Source organism: Paenarthrobacter sp. 4246, assembly GCF_040546855.1.
Lineage (GTDB): Bacteria > Actinomycetota > Actinomycetes > Actinomycetales > Micrococcaceae > Arthrobacter.
The window spans coordinates 151,998-171,500 of record NZ_JBEPOP010000011.1; the positions used below are offsets into that span (position 1 = coordinate 151,998).

General features: G+C 61.2%; 16 protein-coding genes. 9 read left to right on the forward strand and 7 right to left on the reverse strand.

What is annotated here, in order from left to right:
• Positions 1 to 55: 55 nt before the first annotated feature.
• Positions 56 to 898 carry an EAL domain-containing protein gene (locus tag ABIE35_RS18980; protein WP_354517336.1) on the forward strand — a complete coding sequence of 281 codons (843 nt, stop codon included), beginning with the start codon at positions 56 to 58 and terminating at the stop codon, positions 896 to 898.
• Between the two features lie 152 nt (positions 899 to 1,050).
• On the opposite strand, the gene ABIE35_RS18985 is transcribed toward ABIE35_RS18980, so the two are convergent.
• The 5 genes from ABIE35_RS18985 to ABIE35_RS19005 form a co-directional block, all read right to left on the reverse strand.
• Positions 1,051 to 1,938, reverse strand: coding sequence for an AraC family transcriptional regulator (locus ABIE35_RS18985; protein ID WP_354517338.1), 888 nt, complete (start codon positions 1,936 to 1,938; stop codon positions 1,051 to 1,053).
• A gap of 448 nt (positions 1,939 to 2,386) precedes the next feature.
• Complete coding sequence (locus tag ABIE35_RS18990) at positions 2,387 to 3,496, reverse strand: hypothetical protein (protein WP_354517340.1); 1,110 nt, start codon at positions 3,494 to 3,496, stop codon at positions 2,387 to 2,389.
• 121 nt (positions 3,497 to 3,617) lie between these two features.
• Positions 3,618 to 5,243, reverse strand: a complete 1,626-nt coding sequence (locus ABIE35_RS18995; RefSeq protein ID WP_354517342.1) for a PucR family transcriptional regulator — start codon at positions 5,241 to 5,243, stop codon at positions 3,618 to 3,620.
• A 199-nt stretch (positions 5,244 to 5,442) separates the two neighbouring features.
• The gene (locus ABIE35_RS19000) at positions 5,443 to 7,182 is read right to left on the reverse strand and encodes an FAD-dependent oxidoreductase (protein ID WP_354517343.1); all 1,740 of its coding nucleotides are present in this window, start codon (positions 7,180 to 7,182) and stop codon (positions 5,443 to 5,445) included.
• Positions 7,183 to 7,206: 24 nt separating this feature from the next.
• Positions 7,207 to 7,563, reverse strand: coding sequence for a UBP-type zinc finger domain-containing protein (locus ABIE35_RS19005; RefSeq protein ID WP_354517345.1), 357 nt, complete (start codon positions 7,561 to 7,563; stop codon positions 7,207 to 7,209).
• A 367-nt stretch (positions 7,564 to 7,930) separates the two neighbouring features.
• Between ABIE35_RS19005 and dnaK the strand changes: the two genes are divergently transcribed.
• The 8 genes from dnaK (at position 7,931) to ABIE35_RS19045 (ending at position 16,759) form a co-directional block, all read left to right on the forward strand.
• Positions 7,931 to 9,829, forward strand: a complete 1,899-nt coding sequence (dnaK, locus tag ABIE35_RS19010) for a molecular chaperone DnaK (RefSeq protein ID WP_354517346.1) — start codon at positions 7,931 to 7,933, stop codon at positions 9,827 to 9,829.
• Positions 9,830 to 9,837: 8 nt separating this feature from the next.
• A complete protein-coding gene (locus tag ABIE35_RS19015) occupies positions 9,838 to 10,380 on the forward strand; it encodes a nucleotide exchange factor GrpE (RefSeq protein WP_354517348.1) in 543 nt (180 codons plus the stop codon).
• Entirely contained in the window at positions 10,373 to 11,314 is a 942-nt protein-coding gene (locus tag ABIE35_RS19020) for a DnaJ C-terminal domain-containing protein (protein WP_354517350.1), read from the forward strand. The genes ABIE35_RS19015 and ABIE35_RS19020 overlap by 8 nt, the downstream gene beginning before the upstream one ends.
• Positions 11,311 to 11,628 (forward strand): chaperone modulator CbpM, encoded by a 318-nt coding sequence (locus ABIE35_RS19025; RefSeq protein WP_354517352.1) that lies wholly within the window; start codon positions 11,311 to 11,313, stop codon positions 11,626 to 11,628. The genes ABIE35_RS19020 and ABIE35_RS19025 overlap by 4 nt, the downstream gene beginning before the upstream one ends.
• The gene (gene clpB / locus ABIE35_RS19030; RefSeq protein WP_354517353.1) at positions 11,625 to 14,261 is read left to right on the forward strand and encodes an ATP-dependent chaperone ClpB; all 2,637 of its coding nucleotides are present in this window, start codon (positions 11,625 to 11,627) and stop codon (positions 14,259 to 14,261) included. The genes ABIE35_RS19025 and clpB overlap by 4 nt, the downstream gene beginning before the upstream one ends.
• The gene (gene trxA / locus ABIE35_RS19035) at positions 14,258 to 14,686 is read left to right on the forward strand and encodes a thioredoxin (protein WP_354517355.1); all 429 of its coding nucleotides are present in this window, start codon (positions 14,258 to 14,260) and stop codon (positions 14,684 to 14,686) included. The genes clpB and trxA overlap by 4 nt, the downstream gene beginning before the upstream one ends.
• Before the next feature lie 281 nt (positions 14,687 to 14,967).
• Positions 14,968 to 15,546, forward strand: a complete 579-nt coding sequence (locus ABIE35_RS19040; RefSeq protein WP_354517357.1) for a WxL domain-containing protein — start codon at positions 14,968 to 14,970, stop codon at positions 15,544 to 15,546.
• A gap of 148 nt (positions 15,547 to 15,694) precedes the next feature.
• Positions 15,695 to 16,759 (forward strand): WxL protein peptidoglycan domain-containing protein, encoded by a 1,065-nt coding sequence (locus ABIE35_RS19045; RefSeq protein WP_354517359.1) that lies wholly within the window; start codon positions 15,695 to 15,697, stop codon positions 16,757 to 16,759.
• Between the two features lie 86 nt (positions 16,760 to 16,845).
• Here the strand turns inward: ABIE35_RS19045 and ABIE35_RS19050 are convergent, their stop codons facing one another.
• On the reverse strand, positions 16,846 to 17,874 hold the full coding sequence (locus ABIE35_RS19050) for a helix-turn-helix transcriptional regulator (RefSeq protein ID WP_354517361.1): 1,029 nt from the start codon (positions 17,872 to 17,874) through the stop codon (positions 16,846 to 16,848).
• Between the two features lie 151 nt (positions 17,875 to 18,025).
• On the reverse strand, positions 18,026 to 19,291 hold the full coding sequence (locus tag ABIE35_RS19055) for an ROK family transcriptional regulator (protein WP_354517363.1): 1,266 nt from the start codon (positions 19,289 to 19,291) through the stop codon (positions 18,026 to 18,028).
• Positions 19,292 to 19,503 lie beyond the last annotated feature (212 nt).

Below are 19,503 nucleotides of genomic sequence, written 5' to 3' on the forward strand. Positions count from 1 at the left end.
CGCTGTTCATGGCACGTGGCAACTCATACGGACACGACATGGTGGGCTCATCGAAGTGTCACACACCTCCGGCCTCACGGAGCTCAAGACCGCGGAGGCCCCTCGTGCGCCGAAGCACGGGGACCAGGACGTCGCTGCACGCGTCGAATCCTTGTTTGCGACCCGGTCACTGATTACCGTGTTCCAGCCGATATGTCATTTGGGGACGGGCGAGATCGTCGGCGCCGAAGCGCTCACGCGGTTCATGGACCCTCCCTTCAGGCCTCCGGATCAGTGGTTCGCAGACGCAGAGTCCATCGGTCGCGGCCTCGAAGTCGAGTTCCTTGCCCTGGAAACAGCACTGACCGCCGCAGCGCGTCTTCCTGCCCACGTCTACGTGGCCGTCAATCTTTCCCCATCTGCGTGCCTTGACCTGAGGCTAAGTGGGATCGTGGGGAAATCAGGTCTCAGGCCCGAACGAATCGTCGTTGAGCTGACGGAGCGCTCACCCGTGGCTGACTACGCCCGTCTCACGGCGGCACTAGCCCCACTGAGAAGCGCCGGGGTACGAATAGCTATTGATGACGTCGGAGCCGGGTTCTCATCCATGCGACACATCCTGAGGCTCAGCCCGGAGCTCATCAAACTTGACCGGTCGATTGTCGCAGGAATCGATGACAACCCCGGCCAGAAAGCTCTGTTCGCGGCGATGCTCAGTTTCGCTTCACACGTTGGGGCGGGGCTGGTCGCCGAGGGGATCGAAACCAGTTCGGAACTGGCTACGCTCGCTGAGCTGGGGGTGGACACCGGGCAGGGGTACCTGTTGGGACGACCATCCGTACTTCCCGCGGACTGGTCGCGGTTGCAGAACGGGTCGCCAACATGTGGGATTGACGATCGTCACCATATCCAGGGCTGATCCTTGGGAGTAAGGGGCCGCGACCGTCGGCGAGTACATTGATGTCCACCGGCTCCGGTGCCCCTCCGAATCCGACGCCGAGTCTCCGGGCTTATCACTCTGACACAATGCGGTCTGGCGATTTCATGCAGGGCAAGCTTCAGCCCGACGGTTCACAGCTCGGTCTGTTTTCTTAATTCGTCGGCTCGAGTTCGCAGGAGCACAGGGCTCTCCTGCGCATCCCTTAGCGAGAGGCCAGTGAATTCCTTGACGGCGCGCCGCATGGCGGGGAGGCTTGTGAACCCGCTGGCGCCGGCGATGTCGGTCAGGGAACGTCTCCAGGCAGTTGCTTCGGCGAGGAGCTCAATGGCTTCCAAGGTTCGGAGGGCGCGGATGTGTCCGCTGACCTGAAGGCTTTCGTCGTCGAAAAGATAGTAGAGCGCTCGGCGCGAGAGAAAAGAATATGCCACGACCTCGTCAACAGTGAGCGCAGGATTTCTGAAGTTCTTGCGCACGAATTTCTTGATCGATGCGATGCGGGCCAGCCTGAGATCGTCGGGATCGGCCCGGGCCTCGAGCAAGGAGCTGACCAGAGCCAGCATCATCGATCGGACGACCGGTTGGAGATGCTGAATCTCCTTCGCAATGACCGAGCCCTGCCAGCCCGACAAGGCAGGAAGAATCAGCCCACGCAGTATGGGATTTTCCCTGATGTCTGCCAGCCCTTTCAGCCGTTTCATCGCTTTCTCATCCAAGCCCAGCAGGTCCGGATCGAAGTGGACGCGTACGGCGCTGAATCCGGCTGGTGCATGGAAGTTGCCTGGCAAAGAAAGATCAAAGAACCTGACTGTTCCGGGAGAGACGGACTCCGAGCGTCCCGAGAAGCTGAACTTGTTGCATGCAGTCCTGAAATATATAAGCCAGTCGCTGGGCAATGTCTGCCCGTTCCAGAAGCAATTGGCGGGTTCATTTGTGACGTCAACGAGGCTGAAGCCGGGACCGTCAAGACTTACTGCGGTGGGATTGAAACTCGTCCCCACCAGTTTGCCGGTCTTCTCCAACCGAACGGGAGCGTCGATTGCACTGCCGTACCAACTCCGCCAGTGTTCGAACTTTTCCTCGGGAGTGAGCCCAACCGGAACGGCGTAGCGTCGTAGTTGGTCATGAGGTGACACATCCGGGCCGCCAGCCGAATCGTCGAGAGGTGTGTTTTCCATGGGGTGGGACTTTCTGGCTGGAACTGGATTCAACGCGACGCGTCCCTGCGACAGTGAGTAATCATGTTGTGGGGGTGGCTGACCGACAGTAAATACTACCTGCGGCTGGTCAACAGATGCATCCGCGGACGGTCGGACTACTCGCGCGGAAGTGGCCACTTTGCTGAGGTCCAGGTGAAGTCGCTTGCGTTGGTGCTTCCTTTGAGCCAACGGGTGACAAGTCAGGGCCACTGCATCGCCGGTCTTAGCGGGCATGACTCAGTGCGAAATAGCAGTCTCCGGCATGACGGGCTCATTCGCCGTCGTCGACCGACTGGCGACGATGGCGTTCCCGCTGACCGTACGCGGCTCGAAGGATGTCGTCCTTTGACTCGAACCCCGAGCCCAACGCTCCACCGATAAGCGCCGCAGAGGTGGTCATCCATGCGACTTCAGCAAAGTCCCACACAGTTACTGGATGTTGCAGGGTCAACGCCAACAGGGCATTGTCGATGGTGAACGCTGCGGCCAGCAGCACGGCGACGAACAAGAGGGTATAGCTGATCACGACGCCGATTGCCAGTGACCACACGGTCGAGATGTTGTACAAGGAAGCCTTGTATCGTTCGAGGGCATCGTTGCGTTTGGATCCTTCCCACAAGTCGTGCTGGGCGATGATCCAGAACACCATTGAACTGATGGAAAGCGCCATCAGCAAAGTCAGCCTTGGTGCCCCGAGGAGGTCAGCGAGCTGCCAAATGGTGTCCGTGACAAGTGCAAAGGCGCCCGTAGCGATCGCGGCGGCCATTGCGCTTCTCAGTCCAAAGACGAGTCGCCAAGGGCGGTTCGCCCGCAGCATGCCCGCCAGCAACCGTCCCCGGCCGAGGCGGGTTGCGGAGACGTAGCGGAACCCAATCGGCCCTTGGTCGGGAACGGTGGTCTGAATGTGCCTGGATTCGTGGAAGGAAGGTGGACCGAACTCCACGACGTTATCCTCGGGATCGAAGGGGCGGTGCATTGCCCAGCTGAGATCGACGACGGCAGTGCGGACCCGGCGGTCGATGTTGACGGCGCCGAGGGCAGGCAAGGAAACCAAGGAAATTTGTTCTTCAAGCGCTACTTCCGCTACGACAGTCCGGCCATCCAGACGAATCGGAAGATCGGTTAGGCAGACCATGACATCCCAGGCGCGGAGACTGCGGTGCTTGGCTAAGGAGTTCAGCATGGGCGCCAACCCATTGCCGGCAGTAAAGTCCTGGTATTCGACGACCACGGACCAGACATGGCGCTCATCGGCAAGGTTGAGCAGATCGCGCACTTCGCGCCCATTGCGCTCGGCGAACTCAGCAGTGACCTCCGGTTCGGCGAGGACGCCCAGCGTACGTGCGATTTTGGGGTTAGCATCACCCGAATGGTCCGGCACGCCTTTGCCTCCCTTGGTTCAGTGTCGTTACCAAATGAGTGTCACCGTCACCCTGGATACCGCTTATCCTTGTTTGACTTTGTGGGCATGCTCACGGTCGCTCTGCACGATCACAACGTGGCTAGGGGATGTGAAACGGGTCGCCGTGCGGACGCAGGCGCCATGCTCGCGTCGCGACGTGCAGGTTCAGGCGGGTCTCGGGATCGGCAAGGTCGAAGCCGGTGACCTGCCGAATGGAGTTCAAGCGGTAGCGCAGGGTGCTTCGATGGATGGCCAGACTTTCGGCTGTACTGTCGTAGTTGCCGCCGTGGTCAAGGTATTGGGCCAAGGTTTGAACCAGGTCAGACCCCCGGCTGTCGTCGGAACGCTGGAGCGTGCCAAGCCACTCGTCGACGTAGCCCCCCAGGTCCGGTTCGCTCCCGGCTGTGTCCAGGATCCGGTAGATCCCCAGTTGATCAAAGCGGGTGAGGCCGTAGCAATCAATTGAAGAGGATCGAATATGCAACGCGTGCAAGGCTTCCGAAAAGGAACGCGGAATGTGGCCGACATCCAGGCATGGACCGCCGATGCCCATGGAGCCGGTGGCACTTCGCAGGGTTTTGGCCAGGACTGAAAAGACCTCCGCACCCAACGGGTCTCCTTGTACTACAGCAATTACCATGTCCGAGCGCCGTGATACCAGTGCGGATGAATGGAGTTCCTGGAGCGTGCGGCGCAGTGCGACCACGACCGTATCGTCAGTTCGCGGCGGTTCCCACACAGTAACGATGACGTGTTGCGGACCCTTGATGTCATAGCCCAATGCCGCGGTACGAACGCCTGCGTTGGTGGGTTCCATCCCGGATACGAGTTCGTCCACGAGGTCCCGCCCCAGCTTTAGTTCCAGCAGGGCAAGGGCGCGGCGGTGCGACAACTCTGCTTCCAAGAGCCGCGTGGCATACTTCAAGGCGAAGACGTTGGCAGCTGTGATCGGCAGCTCGGTTTCCAACATGCAAACAGCTCCCAGAACCTCACTGTGCGACAGAGCAACGGCGACGAGCCTTCGGGGTTCGCGGACTGGTGAGCCAGAGGACATCCAGAGTTGGGCCGTGCGCGACCTGGCCGCCGCGGTCAGCTTGGGGTAGGGGTACGTCGACCCGATCCCCGCTTCCGCAGCGATCTTCCCGAATGCGTCTTCAATATAGATGGGACGCCCTGTCAGCCGTGAAAGGACCTCCGCCAGGAATCCCTCCCTGGTGTCATTTTGCCCGAGGTCGCGGGTCGCACCTTGGTCCAAAGCATCCCGGATACGGTCTTGTTCTTCCAGCTCAAGGACTCGCGCCGAGAGGGACAGCAGATGTTGGTCGAGGTCCACATTGTGGCTCGTCTGACCCATTGCGTCATCCCGGGATTCGGCGGGGGAAACCGTGGCGCCAGTCCTGGTGGCCATCCCCGCAATCTTTCGGAGCTGTGTCAGCTGCGGACCGTCCGGAGGTTCGGTGGCGGACAGTACCAAGCATCCGTTCAGTTCGCCCTCGCTAACGGTGAACAGTGCGTATCGCCACCCCGGCGTTGCGCATGGCAGAACTGCGTCATTGCCGTTGAGGAGTCGGAGGTCATAATCCTGGGGAACCGCCGTGCCTGCGAGGACGGGATTCAGCTGGCCATCCACTGCGAGGTAGCGGTCCTGGACTTCACAGAACGACAACTCCGATACTGCTTGCGCGGCAGTGTTAAGGAACTCTTCTGCCGCACGTCGATCAATCATTTGATCCTCGTGTCTGTCCGGAGGGCGTTAAGGAGTGGACACATGCCTGGATGGACGGCAGTCCGGGGCCCACTATCCAACGAAGGGTGGGTCCGATAGAGGATCCATCCTCTCTTGCCGGCCCCGCCCACTCTGCGGCCGATGCGGCACGGGCTGGATCAGCATTGCACCACCAACCTACGCCCGTATGGCGCCAATGTTAAGATGTTGTCGTTGGCCTGCCAATTGGTCCATCGCGGAGGATGCGCAGGTGCTCGTGGATCATTGCTACGGCTGTTGATCCTTCGCCGGCAGCAGCTGTTACGCGTTTCACCGATCCATGTCGAACGTCCCCGACCGCGAACATCCCGGGGAGGCTTGTTTCAAGGGGCAGGCGCCTGCGCCCCAGATGGCTGGACTCCGGAGGGAGGTCCTCGAGATCAGCCCCGGTCAGAACAAAGCCTTGGTCATCCAGCGCGAGGATACCTTGCAACCATTCTGTGTGCGGCACAGCACCGATGAAAATGAAGAGGTAGCGGGATTCGAAGATGCGTCGTTCACCTGTGGTGCGCAGATTGACCACGATCCGCTCGAGTTCGCCTGAACCACCCACGCCCACGATGGTGGCCCCCAGCAGTACCGTTATGGCGGGTTGCTCTTCGATCCGTTCCGCGAGGTATCGGGACATGTCCGCGCGTAGGTCTGCCCCCCGCACCACCAAACGTACTGCTGCTCCGGTTCCGGCCAGGAAAAGCGCGGCTTGACCGGCGGAGTTTCCACCGCCGACGACTGTCACTGCCTGCGACCCGCAGAGTCTGGCTTCATGGACTGTGGCGGCGTAGAAGACACTGCTTCCCTCCAGTTCCTCAAGCCCAGGGATCGGCAGGCGGCGGTAGCGGACCCCAGTCGCCAGCAACGCTGCCCGCGAGGAGGCAGGGCCGCTGCCGTCAAACTCGGCGCGGAACTCGCCGTCCCTCAATTCGATGGTGCGTGCCCCGCACGCGACGTTAATTTGGACCCCGAATTTACGGGCCTGAAGGATCGCCCTTTCAGTGAGTTCGCCGCCGGAGATGCCGGCGGGGAAGCCCAGGAAGTTTTCGATCCGCGGCGACGTTCCGGCCTGCCCACCCAATCCGACGCTTTCTTTGAGGACGACGGACAAGCCGTCGGACGCTGCGTAGACTGCGGCTGCCAGGCCGGCCGGGCCAGCCCCGATCACCATGAGATCGTATGGGGCCGAATGTTCTTTGACAGCGCGCAAGCCTGTGGCGAGTGCCAGGTCTGCATTTGACGGGTTCCTGAGGACTTGCGAAGCATTCAGCACCACTGCGGGAAGGTCACTTGCGAGGATACCGGCCCGGTCCAGGATGGCTTGTGCTTGGTCGTCGTTCTCCAGATCAACCAGCCGATGAGGCAAGCGATTGGATGCTGAGAACTCAAGGAGGCGAAGGGTGTCCCGGCTGAAGCGGGAGCCAACGATCCGGATCCCTGCGCCAGAGCCGATCAGCAGGACTCTGCGCTGAAGATAGGCACGCAGGATGGTCTCGCCCACCGCGGCGTCAGTCAGGACCACACGGCGCAGATCATCCCCGCTGATCTGGAGGACTTCAGAAGCTTCGGCGGACACACTGCTGACAAAGGCCGGTTGCCCCTCGACCAAGCCCAGTTCACCGAGGAACCGCCCCGGACCGTGGACTTCGAGGATTCGGGTGTCCGGACCCAGCTCCGCGTGTTGTTTGCTGTGAACGTCATGCAGCCCCTCCACGACCAGAACTTTGCCCTGCAGTATGACGAAGAAATCACCTCCGGGCTCGCCCTCCGGCGTGAGGACTTCTCCCGCTGTTATTGCCCTTATAGCGCCGACGCGGTTAAGCAGTTCGATCTGGGCATGGCTCAGCCGCGGATAGGCGCCAGAAACATCCGGTGTTTCGGCCGGCGCAGAGTCTGCAAAAGGCTGCATCAGCTGGGTGCACCCGTCGATTTCTTAGACAAACGCCTCATGGGGATAGCACCAACGCCAGTTTTCGCCGGGCTCCATGGAAAGAACGATTGGATGCAACTCCGTGGCGTGGGCTCTGGCGTGCCGCATGGGGGAGGAATCACAACACCCTACATGGCCGCAGGTCAGACACAGCCTAAGGTGAACCCAGGGAGTACCCAGGGAGAGACATTCCTCGCAGCCTTGCGGTGTGCGAACCCTGACCGGATTAATGTGCGCGAGATGCGGGTCAGGAATTCGTGTAGCCATGTCGGCTCCTATGTTGGTTCGTCCATGGAGCCGACCGGCCGTGAGGGCCAACAGAGATGGTACGTCGGCATTGACCGATGGCGTAGGTACCATCCGGCCCTGCGAGCGGGTGCACCAGATAAAGCCCAGTAGTAGACCCGGCTCGGCTGCCTGTCAAGTGGTTCACGTGCCCGTGACCCTCGAATGGTCCGGCCAGCTGCTGGGCGGTTCCCTACTATTTCAGTGCCTTGGACTCCACGCTCCTGGTCCCTTCGCATGACAGGTCAGTTCGATGGCGCATATCTGACCTCACAGGGTCATGCGGCTCTCCCGTCCGAGGGGCAGACTCAACCTCATAAGTCTGCATGACCCAGCCATGAAAACCTTGAGCTTTTGGCTCAGCGGCGCGTACGTCATGCGGTGCAACCTCGGGCGGACATCGTCGCAGGGCCGGTCGCGTCCTCTAGGACCGGAGTGTGTCATGGGCAAGGCAGTAGGAATTGATCTCGGAACAACCAACTCGGTGATTGCTGTCTGGGAAGGTGGGGAGGCACGCGTCATTCCCAACGCGGAAGGAGCGCGGACGACCCCGTCTGTTGTGGCTTACACCGACAGTGGGGAACGGCTTGTGGGGCAACTCGCTCGCCGGCAGGCGATCCTCAACCCGAAGGGAACCATCACGTCTGCCAAGCGATTTATCGGCCGTCACAATGATGAGATCACTGATGAGGCCAAGGCGGTGAGTTTCGACGTGGTGGCGGACGACAACGGTGTGGCGCGTTTCCAAGTGCAGGGTAAGAAAGTTGCACCTGAGGAAGTGAGCGCGCTCGTCCTCCGTAAGCTAGTGGACGACGCCGCGAAGCAGTTGGGTGAGAAGGTAACGGAAGCTGTCATTACGGTTCCTGCGTACTTCAACGATGCACAGCGCACAGCGACCAAGGACGCTGGAAAAATTGCGGGGTTGGAAGTCCTGCGGATCATCAACGAACCTACCGCAGCTGCCCTGGCCTACGGCATCGACAAACGTCAGCATGAGACGGTTTTGGTTTTTGACCTGGGCGGAGGAACTTTTGACGTGAGCCTGCTGGATGTCGGCGACGGCGTTGTGGAGGTCCGATCCACGGCCGGCGACACGCACCTTGGCGGGGACGATTTCGACCGCCGCCTTGTCGATTACTTGGCCGACGATTTCCAGAAGCAGGAGGGCATCGATCTTCGGGCGGATGCGCAGGCACTGCAACGGCTGTTCGAAGCGGCCGAGAAAGCGAAGGTCGAGCTAAGTTCTGTGACCCAGACACAGGTGAGCCTTCCTTTCGTCACTGCGGATGCGACAGGCCCCAAGCATCTGACGACCACCGTTCGGCGCTCCGTTTTTGAAGACATCACCCATGACCTGGTGGAAAGGACCATGGATCCAGTCAAACAGGCGATGACGGATGCCAAAGTTACCGCCAATGACATCGATGAAGTGATTTTGGTCGGCGGCTCCACCCGCATTCCCGCGGTACAGAACGTTGTTCGGCGCCTGACCGGTGGAAAAGACCCTAATATGAGCGTCAATCCGGACGAAGTCGTGGCCATCGGCGCGGCGATTCAGGCCGGAGTGCTCAAGGGCGAGGTCTCGGATGTCTTGCTACTGGACGTCGTGCCGCTTTCGCTGGGAGTAGAGACCCGCGGCGGTGTGATGACAAAGATCATCGAGCGCAACACGACCATCCCCGCAAGGCGCAGCGAAGTATTCTCCACTGCCGATGATAACCAGCCCGCCGTGGACGTCGTGGTCCTGCAGGGGGAAAGGGAAATGGCTGCGGATAATCGGGTTTTGGGCCGTTTCCAGCTGACCGATATCCGACCAGCACCTCGCGGCGAACCACAGGTTGAGGTCACGTTCGACGTCGACGCAAACGGGATTCTCAACGTCACCGCCCGTGACAAGGACACGGGCAAGGAACAAGGCATCACGATCAGCGAGGGCTCCAACCTCGACGCCAGGGAAGTCGAGCGCATGATTGCCGAGGCCGAGTCCCACAGAAGCGAGGATGTGCAGAATCGGGAACGCATTGACACTCTCAATGAACTCGATGCGGTGGCCTATCGCGTTGAACGGGCCGTCAATGAGCTTGGTGACGCAGTCCCGGTGCACGATAAGGCCCGAGCTGAACTACTGGTTGGTCAGGCGCGGGATGCCGTCAGTAACCAGACGGACGTTGGCGCCGCGAGGGAACTGATTTCCGAGCTTCAACAGTTGCAGTCAGCGTTGAGTGCCTCGGCCGCCTCCGTGGCCGGTGCGGGGGCGGGCCCGGGACCTGTGTCTCAGCACGGGTCCTCTGACAATGTGGATGAGGATGACATTGTCGATGCAGAATTCGATCGTGGCTAGGTGCGGCCGTGAGCGACCACACAGGGCTGGATGGGCACGCCGATCCAGGGAGTGATGGGGCAGAAGCCGCCTCAGCCGGCGCAACCGCAACCGGGACGGGGGTGCCGGCGGAAGCGCTGGCCAAGATGGAGGATCTTTGGCGCCGCGCGCTGGCTGACGCAGACAACATTCGAAAACGCGCTGCCCGGGAGGCTTCACAGCTAAGGGCCCAGGAGCGCGCAGCGGTCTCGCTGCTTTGGCTGCCTGTCTTGGACAATCTGGAACTTGCACTCGCGCATGCCCCCTCTGCCAGGGACCCCCTCGTCGACGGCCTGGCCGCTATCCGTACTCAGGCCATCGAGATCCTGGCCCGCCTGGGGTACCCGCGGATCGACGGCGAGAATGTCCCCTTTGACCCGCGGATTCACGAGGTGGTGAGCGTGACGGAGACGGACGACGTTCCGCCGGGGACAGTGCTCAACGTTCTGCGCCCGGGCTACGGCGGGACTGATACCGTCCTCAGGCCTGCCGCCGTCGTGGTGAGCCGGGCGGTGAACGCTGACCGTGGCTAAGGATCACTACTCAGTGCTCGGCGTCCCTCGCACGGCACAGCCGGATGCAATCCAGCGGGCCTACCGCAAACTGGCAAGAAAATACCATCCGGACGTCAACCGTGAGCCGGATGCTGCGGACAAGTTCAAGGAGATAGGCGAGGCGTACGATACTTTATCTGATCCCGAAACCAGGGCGCGCTATGACCGTTTCGGCACGGAATTCCGGCAGTATGCCGGTCGCGGTGCTGGTTCCGAGGGCGGCGGCACGGGGCCGGGTTCCGGTGGTCCGCGCCCGGGTCCCCGTCCGGGAAGCGGCGCGTACGGCGGCGCCCATGTCGACATGGGAGGCGACGTTGATTGGGAGGATCTGCTTGGTGGCTGGTTCCGTCAGCAGGGGATGGGTCCGGCGCCTGGCTCAGACCATGAGGCAGAGCTTCGGCTGACCCTGGAAGAAGCGATCCGCGGCGGACGGCGCACGGTTCGCCTGACAGAGCCGGGTGGCGAGACGCGGAACTACGACGTCGACGTGCCCCCCGGTGTGGTGGACGGCCAGCGCATCCGGCTCGCGGGGGAGGGTGCCGTTGGCCGCGATGGGGGTCGGCCGGGGGATCTCTTCCTGTCAGTGCGCATCCAGCCGGACGCAAGATTCCGTCTCAAGGGCCGGGACATCCATTTCGACCTTCCCGTCACTCCGTCGGAAGCTGCCCTCGGGGCCAAGATCAAGGTCAACGCGCCCGGCGGCCCGGTGACCATTACCGTTCCCGAAGGATCGTCCAGCGGACGCAGACTTCGGCTTCGCGGGCAGGGAGTGCCCGATCCGAAGGGCCACCCGGGGAACCTCTACGCGGAGATCCGCGTCATGGTGCCCCCGCGGTTGAGTGGTGAGGTGCGCAAGCTCTACGAGCAGCTTTCAGCCGTGTCCGACTTTCACCCGAGGGAGGGGCTGTTATGAGCCGGGAATATCCGCTCGCCTATCCGTGGCGCCTGAGTCTTGAAGCGGTGGCTCGCAGCAGCGGTGTCCACTCTGACGTCGTCCTGAGGTTCGTGGAGTTGGATCTGGTCCGGCCGCTGGGAGGCGATGGTCCTGGCGGCCCCTGGTTCTCTCCGAGGGCTCCGGAACTGATTGCGCGCATCCTGCGGCTGCATTCGGAGCTTTCGCTGAACTATGCGGCAATCCCGCTGGTACTGGATTTGCTGGCGAGGGTAGACGCGCTGGAACGACGTTTGGTTGAAGTCTCGTACGTGGAAAGGACTGCTTCGCGATGAACATGGAGAGCTTTACCCAGAAGTCGCACGAGGCGTTGGCGGGGGCACAGCGGATCGCCCGGCAACACGGCCATACCGAGACCGACGGGGAGCACCTTCTTGCGGCCCTGCTGGAACAGGAGGGGGGACTGGTCCCCCGGCTGCTCGTGGGCATGCAGATTGACGTGGAGGAGCTGAACAGGGCGGTCGAGACCGAGCTGCGAAAGAAACCGAAAGTCACGGGGCCAGGCGCAGCGCCCGGCCAGGTGTACGTCAGCCGTAGGCTTGGCGCACTCCTCGATGCCGCTGAACGTGAAGCCAAACGGCTTAAAGACGAGTACGTCTCGGTGGAGCACCTGCTGGTTGCGCTGGCCGAGGAAGGACGGTCCACTGCAGCCGGCAGGGTGCTGGCTGAGCACGGCATTACCCGCGAGGCGTTCCTGTCGGTCCTGACCCAGGTCAGGGGAAACCAGCGCGTAACCTCGGCAACGCCGGAGCAAACCTATGAAGCACTGGAGAAGTACGGCCGCGATTTGGTGGCGGACGCGCGTACCGGAAAGTTGGATCCCGTCATCGGCCGCGACGCGGAAATTCGGCGGGTTGTCCAGATACTCTCACGCAAGACCAAAAACAACCCGGTGCTAATCGGCGAGCCTGGAGTCGGCAAGACCGCCATCGTGGAGGGACTGGCCCAGCGGATCGTCCGGCAGGATGTACCGGAAGGTCTGAAGAACAAGACCATTTTCTCGCTGGACCTGAGTGCCCTCGTGGCCGGTGCCAAGTACCGCGGCGAATTCGAAGAGCGGTTGAAGGCGGTGCTGGCCGAGGTGCTGGCGGCAGAAGGAAGGATCCTGCTCTTTGTGGACGAACTGCACACCGTCGTCGGGGCAGGCGCTTCCGAGGGGTCGATGGACGCCGGTAACATGCTTAAGCCCATGTTGGCCCGCGGGGAGCTGCACATGATCGGCGCCACCACGCTCGACGAATACCGCAAACACATCGAGTCTGATCCCGCATTGGAGCGCCGCTTCCAGCCGGTCACGGTTGAGGAACCCGACGTCGAAGACGCCATTTCAATCCTTCGAGGCTTGAGGGAGCGCCTCGAGGTATTCCACGGCGTACGGATCCAGGATAGTGCCCTTGTGGCTGCGGCCTCCCTTTCCCACCGGTACATCACTGACCGGTTTCTTCCGGACAAGGCCATCGACCTTGTGGATGAAGCGTGCGCCCGGCTCAGGACGGAAATTGACTCGATGCCGGCGGAACTGGATGAGCTCACCCGAAAGGTGACGCGGCTCGAAATCGAAGAAGCTGCACTCGCCAAGGAAACCGACCCGGCCAGCAAGGCCCGGCTGACGGAACTAAGGCGTGAGTTGGCTGACTTGCGCGCCGAAGCGGACGCCAAGAGGGCCCAGTGGGAAGCCGAACGGCAGGCAATCCACAAGCTGCAGGAAATACGTACAGAACTGGAACGGGCGCGGCTGGAAGCTGAGGAAGCCGAACGAAACTACGACCTCAACCTGGCGGCAGAGCTGCGCTACGGCCGACTTGCCGACCTCGAACGGCGGCTGGCCAGCGAAGAGGAACGACTTACCGCGAAACAAGGTGAAAATCGTTTGCTCCGCGAGGTGGTGACCGAGGACGAGATCGCCGACATCGTGGCGGCCTGGACCGGGATACCGGTCGCCCGGCTGAAGCAGGGCGAACGTGAAAAAGTCCTGCATCTGGATGAAATCCTGCGTACCCGCGTCGTCGGGCAGGAAGAAGCTATTGACGCGGTGTCGGATGCCATCATCAGGGCCCGCTCCGGTATCCGGGATCCCCGCAGGCCAATCGGATCCTTCATCTTCCTCGGCCCCACGGGCGTCGGGAAGACCGAGCTTGCCAAGGCATTGGCTGCATCGCTATTCGACAGCGAGAGCGCAATGATCCGGCTGGACATGAGCGAGTATCAGGAGCGCCACACAGTGAGCCGCCTGCTGGGGGCACCACCGGGCTACATCGGCTACGACGAAGGAGGGCAACTCACGGAAGCGGTACGCCGGAAGCCCTACTCGGTGGTGCTGTTCGACGAGGTTGAAAAGGCCCATCCGGACATCTTCAACACCTTGCTGCAGGTTCTCGACGACGGGCGGATTACGGACTCGCAGGGCCGGACCGTTGATTTCCGCAACACTGTCATCATCATGACCTCAAATATCGGCTCCCAGTATCTCTTGGAAGGCTCGGCGGAAGGCGGGACGATCACCGATGAGGCGCGCGGCATGGTGCTGGGTGAGCTCAGGGCTCATTTCCGACCCGAGTTCCTTAACCGTGTCGACGACACGGTTTTGTTCGCACCCTTGGGTCTGCCACAAATCGAACTAATCGTTGATTTGCTGTTCCAGCAGCTGCGGCAGCGGCTGGCCGAGCAGCAAATTGAGCTGCACTTGGCCGAAGAGGCACGCCTTCAGATTGCTGAACGCGGCTTCGATCCGGTCTACGGAGCCCGGCCGCTGCGCCGGTATATTTCCCATGTGGTCGAAACACAAGTGGGTCGGGCCCTGCTGCGAGGCAGCATCGCGGAAGGCGGAGTGGTCAGCGTGACCGTGTCCGGAAACGAGCTCGTGGTTGAATACAGCACAACAGAGCTTACGGAGGCCGGAACCACATGAACAAAGCCATCATTAAATGTCCTCATTGCGGCAAGTCGAACCGCGTTCCGGCCGCCGCTGACGGCCGACCGCGCTGTGGGAACTGCCACAGGGAGCTTCCTTGGGTGGTTGAAGCGGGCGACGATGACTTCAGTGCGATCGCCGAACAGGCAGGCGTTCCGGTGTTGGTGGACTTTTGGGCGGTGTGGTGTGGACCGTGCCGGGTGGTGAGCCCCGTGCTGGACACGTTGGCCCACGAACGCGCTGGGCAGATCAAACTTGTGAAGGTCGATGTGGACCACTCGCCGCAGCTTTCCGCCAGGTTCGCAATACAGGCAGTGCCAACGTTGATGGTCATCGTTGACGGCAAGATCGTCGCTAGGCAGGCCGGTGCGGCTCCCGCGCCGGTGTTGAGGTCCTGGTTGGAGGAGGCACTCACGAAGTAGCCCGGGGAACAGCGGACGACGACGGGCAGTGGCAGAGTTCCGCTGGCGTGCCTTTAAAGAGAAGACCGGTAATTTGCGGTCTTCTCTTTTTGTATCCCCGCGCTCACCACCCAATGTGCACGAAGTGATGCCCTTTCGCGAAAGGTCTGCATGAAACGAATTCTTCGCCACTTTTTCGGGACATCAAGATTCGTAGACTAAATCCACGCTGATCGTCGGGTTCACCGTCCCAGCGGGATGCGCGTTTTCACTTTTTGTCAGCTCAAACACAGGAAACAACCATGCGTAGAATTACCAAACTATCGGCTATCCTCGCCGCTTCCGCTGTCGCTCTGGCCGTCGGACTGACCCCTGCCTCGGCCGACGTCGTCGACTCCACGATCTCCGGCGGAACGCTTACGGCCACCACCTACGGAGCCACCCTGACAGGGGTCACGCTGGACGGATCGAATACCCAGACCTCCACGGGCAATGCCTCCTCGGAATGGACCATCACCGATGCCCGCGGCACGGGCTCGGCGTGGGCTCTTACGGTGAGCGCATCCACGCCCACCAGCGCCGCAGGAGCAGATGAATCGATTCCGCGCACTATCCCTGTCAGCGGTTTGACGATCACGCCCGGCACCGTCACAGCGGGCGCGGGCTCAGACTCTGCTGCGACCATCGCCGCTCCGGCTTTGGCTCTGTCAACGTCCTCCCAGGCATTGGTCTCCTCCGTGGGCCAGAACATGGGAACGTACACGCTGGCCCCGGCGTTCAGCCTCGCCATTCCGGCCAACGCCTACCGCTCCAATTACGCGGTTGGCGCCAGCGGAGCCCTGAACCCCTACACCTCCACCATCACTTACACCATGGGCTAAAACACGTGGGCCCGTCCGCCGTCCTCTTTATAGGGGAGCCGGGCGGGCCGGTAAGCGGCCAATATCCGCTGGCCGCCCGGACGACCCGTCATTTTCCACACCACAGCACCACAATCGCTGATCCGGATGCTTTCAGGACTGAGAAAACGTGAAAACACCTTCCCCACACCGGCCCGGCCGAGTGATCGTCGCCATGTCACTGCTGATCCTGGATATTCTCCTCGTGGCCGCCCCCGCCTCTGCGGTAGATAATGGGACTTTGGGTATCCGCCCGGAGACAGAATCGGACTTTTTCCACCTGTCCCTCCATCCCGGCGCCGCGACAGAGGCCACTGCCGTCGTTTCCAACCACACTTCCTCGCCCGTGACCCTGCTGACCTATCCAGTGGACGGGGAGAACACAGTGCAGGGAACCTTTGCGATGGCCGCTCAATCCACCCCCCGCGAAGGTGTCGGCGCGTGGGTCGAGCTTGAGGCGGAACGGATCACCGTCCCCGCCAACACGCAGCTGAAAGTTCCCTTCCGTCTCACCGTTCCCGAAGGCACACCTCCAGGAGACTATGCAGGAGGGCTCATCATCCAGAGCCCCACCGTCGAAGGCAAGACCACGGCAGTCAACGGCGATACCGCTGTGCGACTGGACACGATTCAACGCCAAGGCGTCCGTATTTACCTCAACGTTGCTGGCACCGCGGCCAAATCACTGGCCCATGGCAGCCTGAGCTGGAAACAAAACGGGGACAACCTCGACTTCATCTTGCCCGTACGCAACACCGGAAACACCATCCTGCATCCGTCCGCTCACCTGAACCTCTCAGGCTGGCCAGCAACGGCGACGAGGTTGGAATTCGACACACCCGATGGTCTCCTTCCAGGAGAGAGCATCGACCTGCACGCCACTTTCGCCCGGGCACCCATCTTCCAGACCGGCACGGCCGAGGCAACGGTGACTTCTGAGGCCGGCACCAGTGAGGCTGGCACGCGCGTCTTTTACGCACCGTGGCCGCTCCTTGCCATAGGCCTGGTCTTCTTTGCGGCTGTCCTCTTCGGCTCATGGCGGGCTTATCGATTCATCCGGCGCGCCCGTATTGCCCTTGCCCAGCTGAAATCCATGGGGAGTGCGGCGCCCAACTTTCACGCCGCCCACCCTTCGCGGCCCCTTCGGTCAGTACCTTCCGGCAAGGAAACTGCAGACCATCCTCCACTGCGGTAACCGCTGTTCCTGGTGGAACTATGAAGGCGCGCATGGAGGACAGTGTCATGGCCGGCGTGTCGGGAGGCGTCTACGGAGATGGTTGTTCAGACTCCGAGGTTGAGCCTCTGACGCAATTGTTGCAGTGCGAGATGAACGACGGGCTCGGATTTATGAATTTCCCTCACGTTCATCCCGGTAAATTCTTTGATGGCACGGCGCATGCTTTGGATGTTGGTGAATCCGCAGAGAGTCGCAATTTCTGAATAAGTGACTCTTTTGACATCGGCTTGAAGTAAGAGCTCCAGTGCTTTCCGGGTTCTCAATGCCCGTATTCGTTCCCCCAGGCGGAGTTCTTCAGTTTCAAAAAAGTAGAACAACGAGCGACGGGAGAGGTTGAACTTTCCGGCGATCATTGCCACGTCCAGGTTTGGATTGTCGTAGCTGGTCTCAAGATACTTCTTTACCGCACGGCTCAGTGCCGGTCTCTGGGCCTCATCGTCCACCGGCGTTTCGAGAAGAGAGCCCACCAGGGTGGCCATGACGGATCTCAGGATTTCGCCGGTTGCTGTCGCCTCACTGTCGATGCCCGGCCGCTTCCAACTCATCAGCGCGGGGATCACGAAGGTGCCTACAATTGGGTGGCTTGCAAGGTCGGGAAGGCGAAGAAGGGTTCGCAATTCGCCTTCACTGACGTTGAGACTGACGCGGTCTATGTTGAGCTGCTGTGCGTGAAACCCTCCGGGCGCATCGAAACTTCCGCCCAGTGAGGTGTCGATGAATCTGACTGAGCCCTGCGGAACTGGCTCGGGTATGCCGTTGAGATCGAGGGTCAGGCCCGGTGCCTTGCGGAAATATGCCAGGCGCAGATCCCTGGAATCGGGATTAGGCCCCCAGAAACCCAGTGCGGGGGAGTTGTTCATCTCTATGAGGCTGAAGCCCGGTCCGGCAAGATTAATGGCTGAGGGACTCGTGGACGCTGGGGTCTCGCTGTCCGACCTCTCCAGCCGCATCGGTGTTTCGACGGCGTTGCCGTACCACACCCGCCAATGCTCGAATCGTTGTTCGGGATTGAGCCCCTCCGGAACGGCGTATCGTCGCACCCGGGCGCTGTTCCCGTCAGCAGATTGAGGCATGCCGTCCTCCTTCACCAGCTGAACATCATGGCAGTCTTGCGAGCTGGCACGGCGGCTTAGGGAAGCGCTTGCGGTGACTCGTCAGACCGACCGAAAATGATGTCCGCTGGTAGGTCAATTTTACCTCTGAATGCACCGTCGGCTGGTGCTTTTATGTGTTCTGAAATTGTTTGCCCATGGACTCAAGGAGCGGCCGGGATTTCTGGAGCACATGCTCCTCTATACGAGTGTTGTTAGGTTCGTTTTCGCCGCAAAGCAGCTTTGTTGCCCAGTGATTGACCCGTTGAGGGGAGAGGACATACTCGAGTGCCAGGATACTGGCGCCAACGACGCCAGCCTCCGGCCCGGTTTCGGACTGGGTGATACTCAGGTGCTGGGTGGCCAGCGGAGTTGATCGTGCGTAGACCGTTTCGCGTATCCCTGCCATAAGGTGTTCTCCGGATTGGGCAAGAGAGCCGCCCACAACAATGAGGGCGGGGTTGATGAAGCTCACACACATGTTGAGCATTTCTCCGATGTCGCGACCCGCTTGACGGACCGCTTGGATAGCCACCAAATTCCCCGAGCGAACCAGCGAAACGACGTCGCTTCCAGTGACTGCCTCCAGCCCGCTCTCGCGGAGCTGAGCAGCTATGGCCGGCGCTCCCGCTATGGCTTCCAAACAGGCACTCTTGCCACACCGGCAGAGAATTCCTGCCCCCCGGGAAACAGCAATATGGCCGACATCTCCAGCGACACCTGCAGCGCCCCGCTGCAATTCTCCTCCACTAACCACTCCAGATCCGATGCCAGTGGCGACCTTGAGGAAGATCATGTTTTCCTCGCTTGGCCACCGGGTCGCCCTCTCACCAAGTGCCATAAGGTTGACATCGTTATCGACGAGTACGGGTACGTCCAAGGTTTGCTGAACGTAAGCGGGAACATCGAATCCGTCCCATCCTGGCATTATTGGGGGGCTGGTCGGCTTTCCGGTGGAGTGCTCAACGGGGCCGGGTAGCCCGATGCCGACTGCGATGACATCCGCAGTCGCTCGCTCCAACACTCTCAAGTGTCTCTTCACCATTGCCAAAAGCCAGTCCAGGACCGCTTCGGGTCCGCATGAAATCTCCAGCCGCTCGGTGGTTTCCACGAGTATCGTTCCGGACAGGTCCGTGAGTGCCACGGTGGCGTGTGTCGCGCCGACGTCTGCGGCCGCCACCAACTTGGCGCTTGGGTTGAAGGCCAGCCGCGCTGACGGACGGCCTCCAGTGGAAGGTGCCCCGGATGCGGGAACCACCAGCTCCAGTTTCAAGAGGGGCTCAAGCCGGGAACTGACGGCAGCCCGGCCCAGTCCTGTTGTCCCAGCCAACTCTGCTCTGGTTCGTGGTTGTCCGTCCCGCAGGATTTGCAGAAGTCCGCCGGGTCCGCCGTTGTCCATGTCACTCCAATTCGGGGCTCAAAAGAGGTTGTTGGTGAGCCTGGGTTCGTGGCATATCGGGCTCACAGGACCTTGAGAGTCCTCGTCTCCACCCAGTGTCGAGCTGTTGACTCGCTCCCGTCCACCCGGCGATGTGCTTAGCATCACAAAGTGCAACTTGGGTGTGCATTCGACCGCTGTCAGCGTCAAAAGGTGCAGACTTTTGCTGGGGC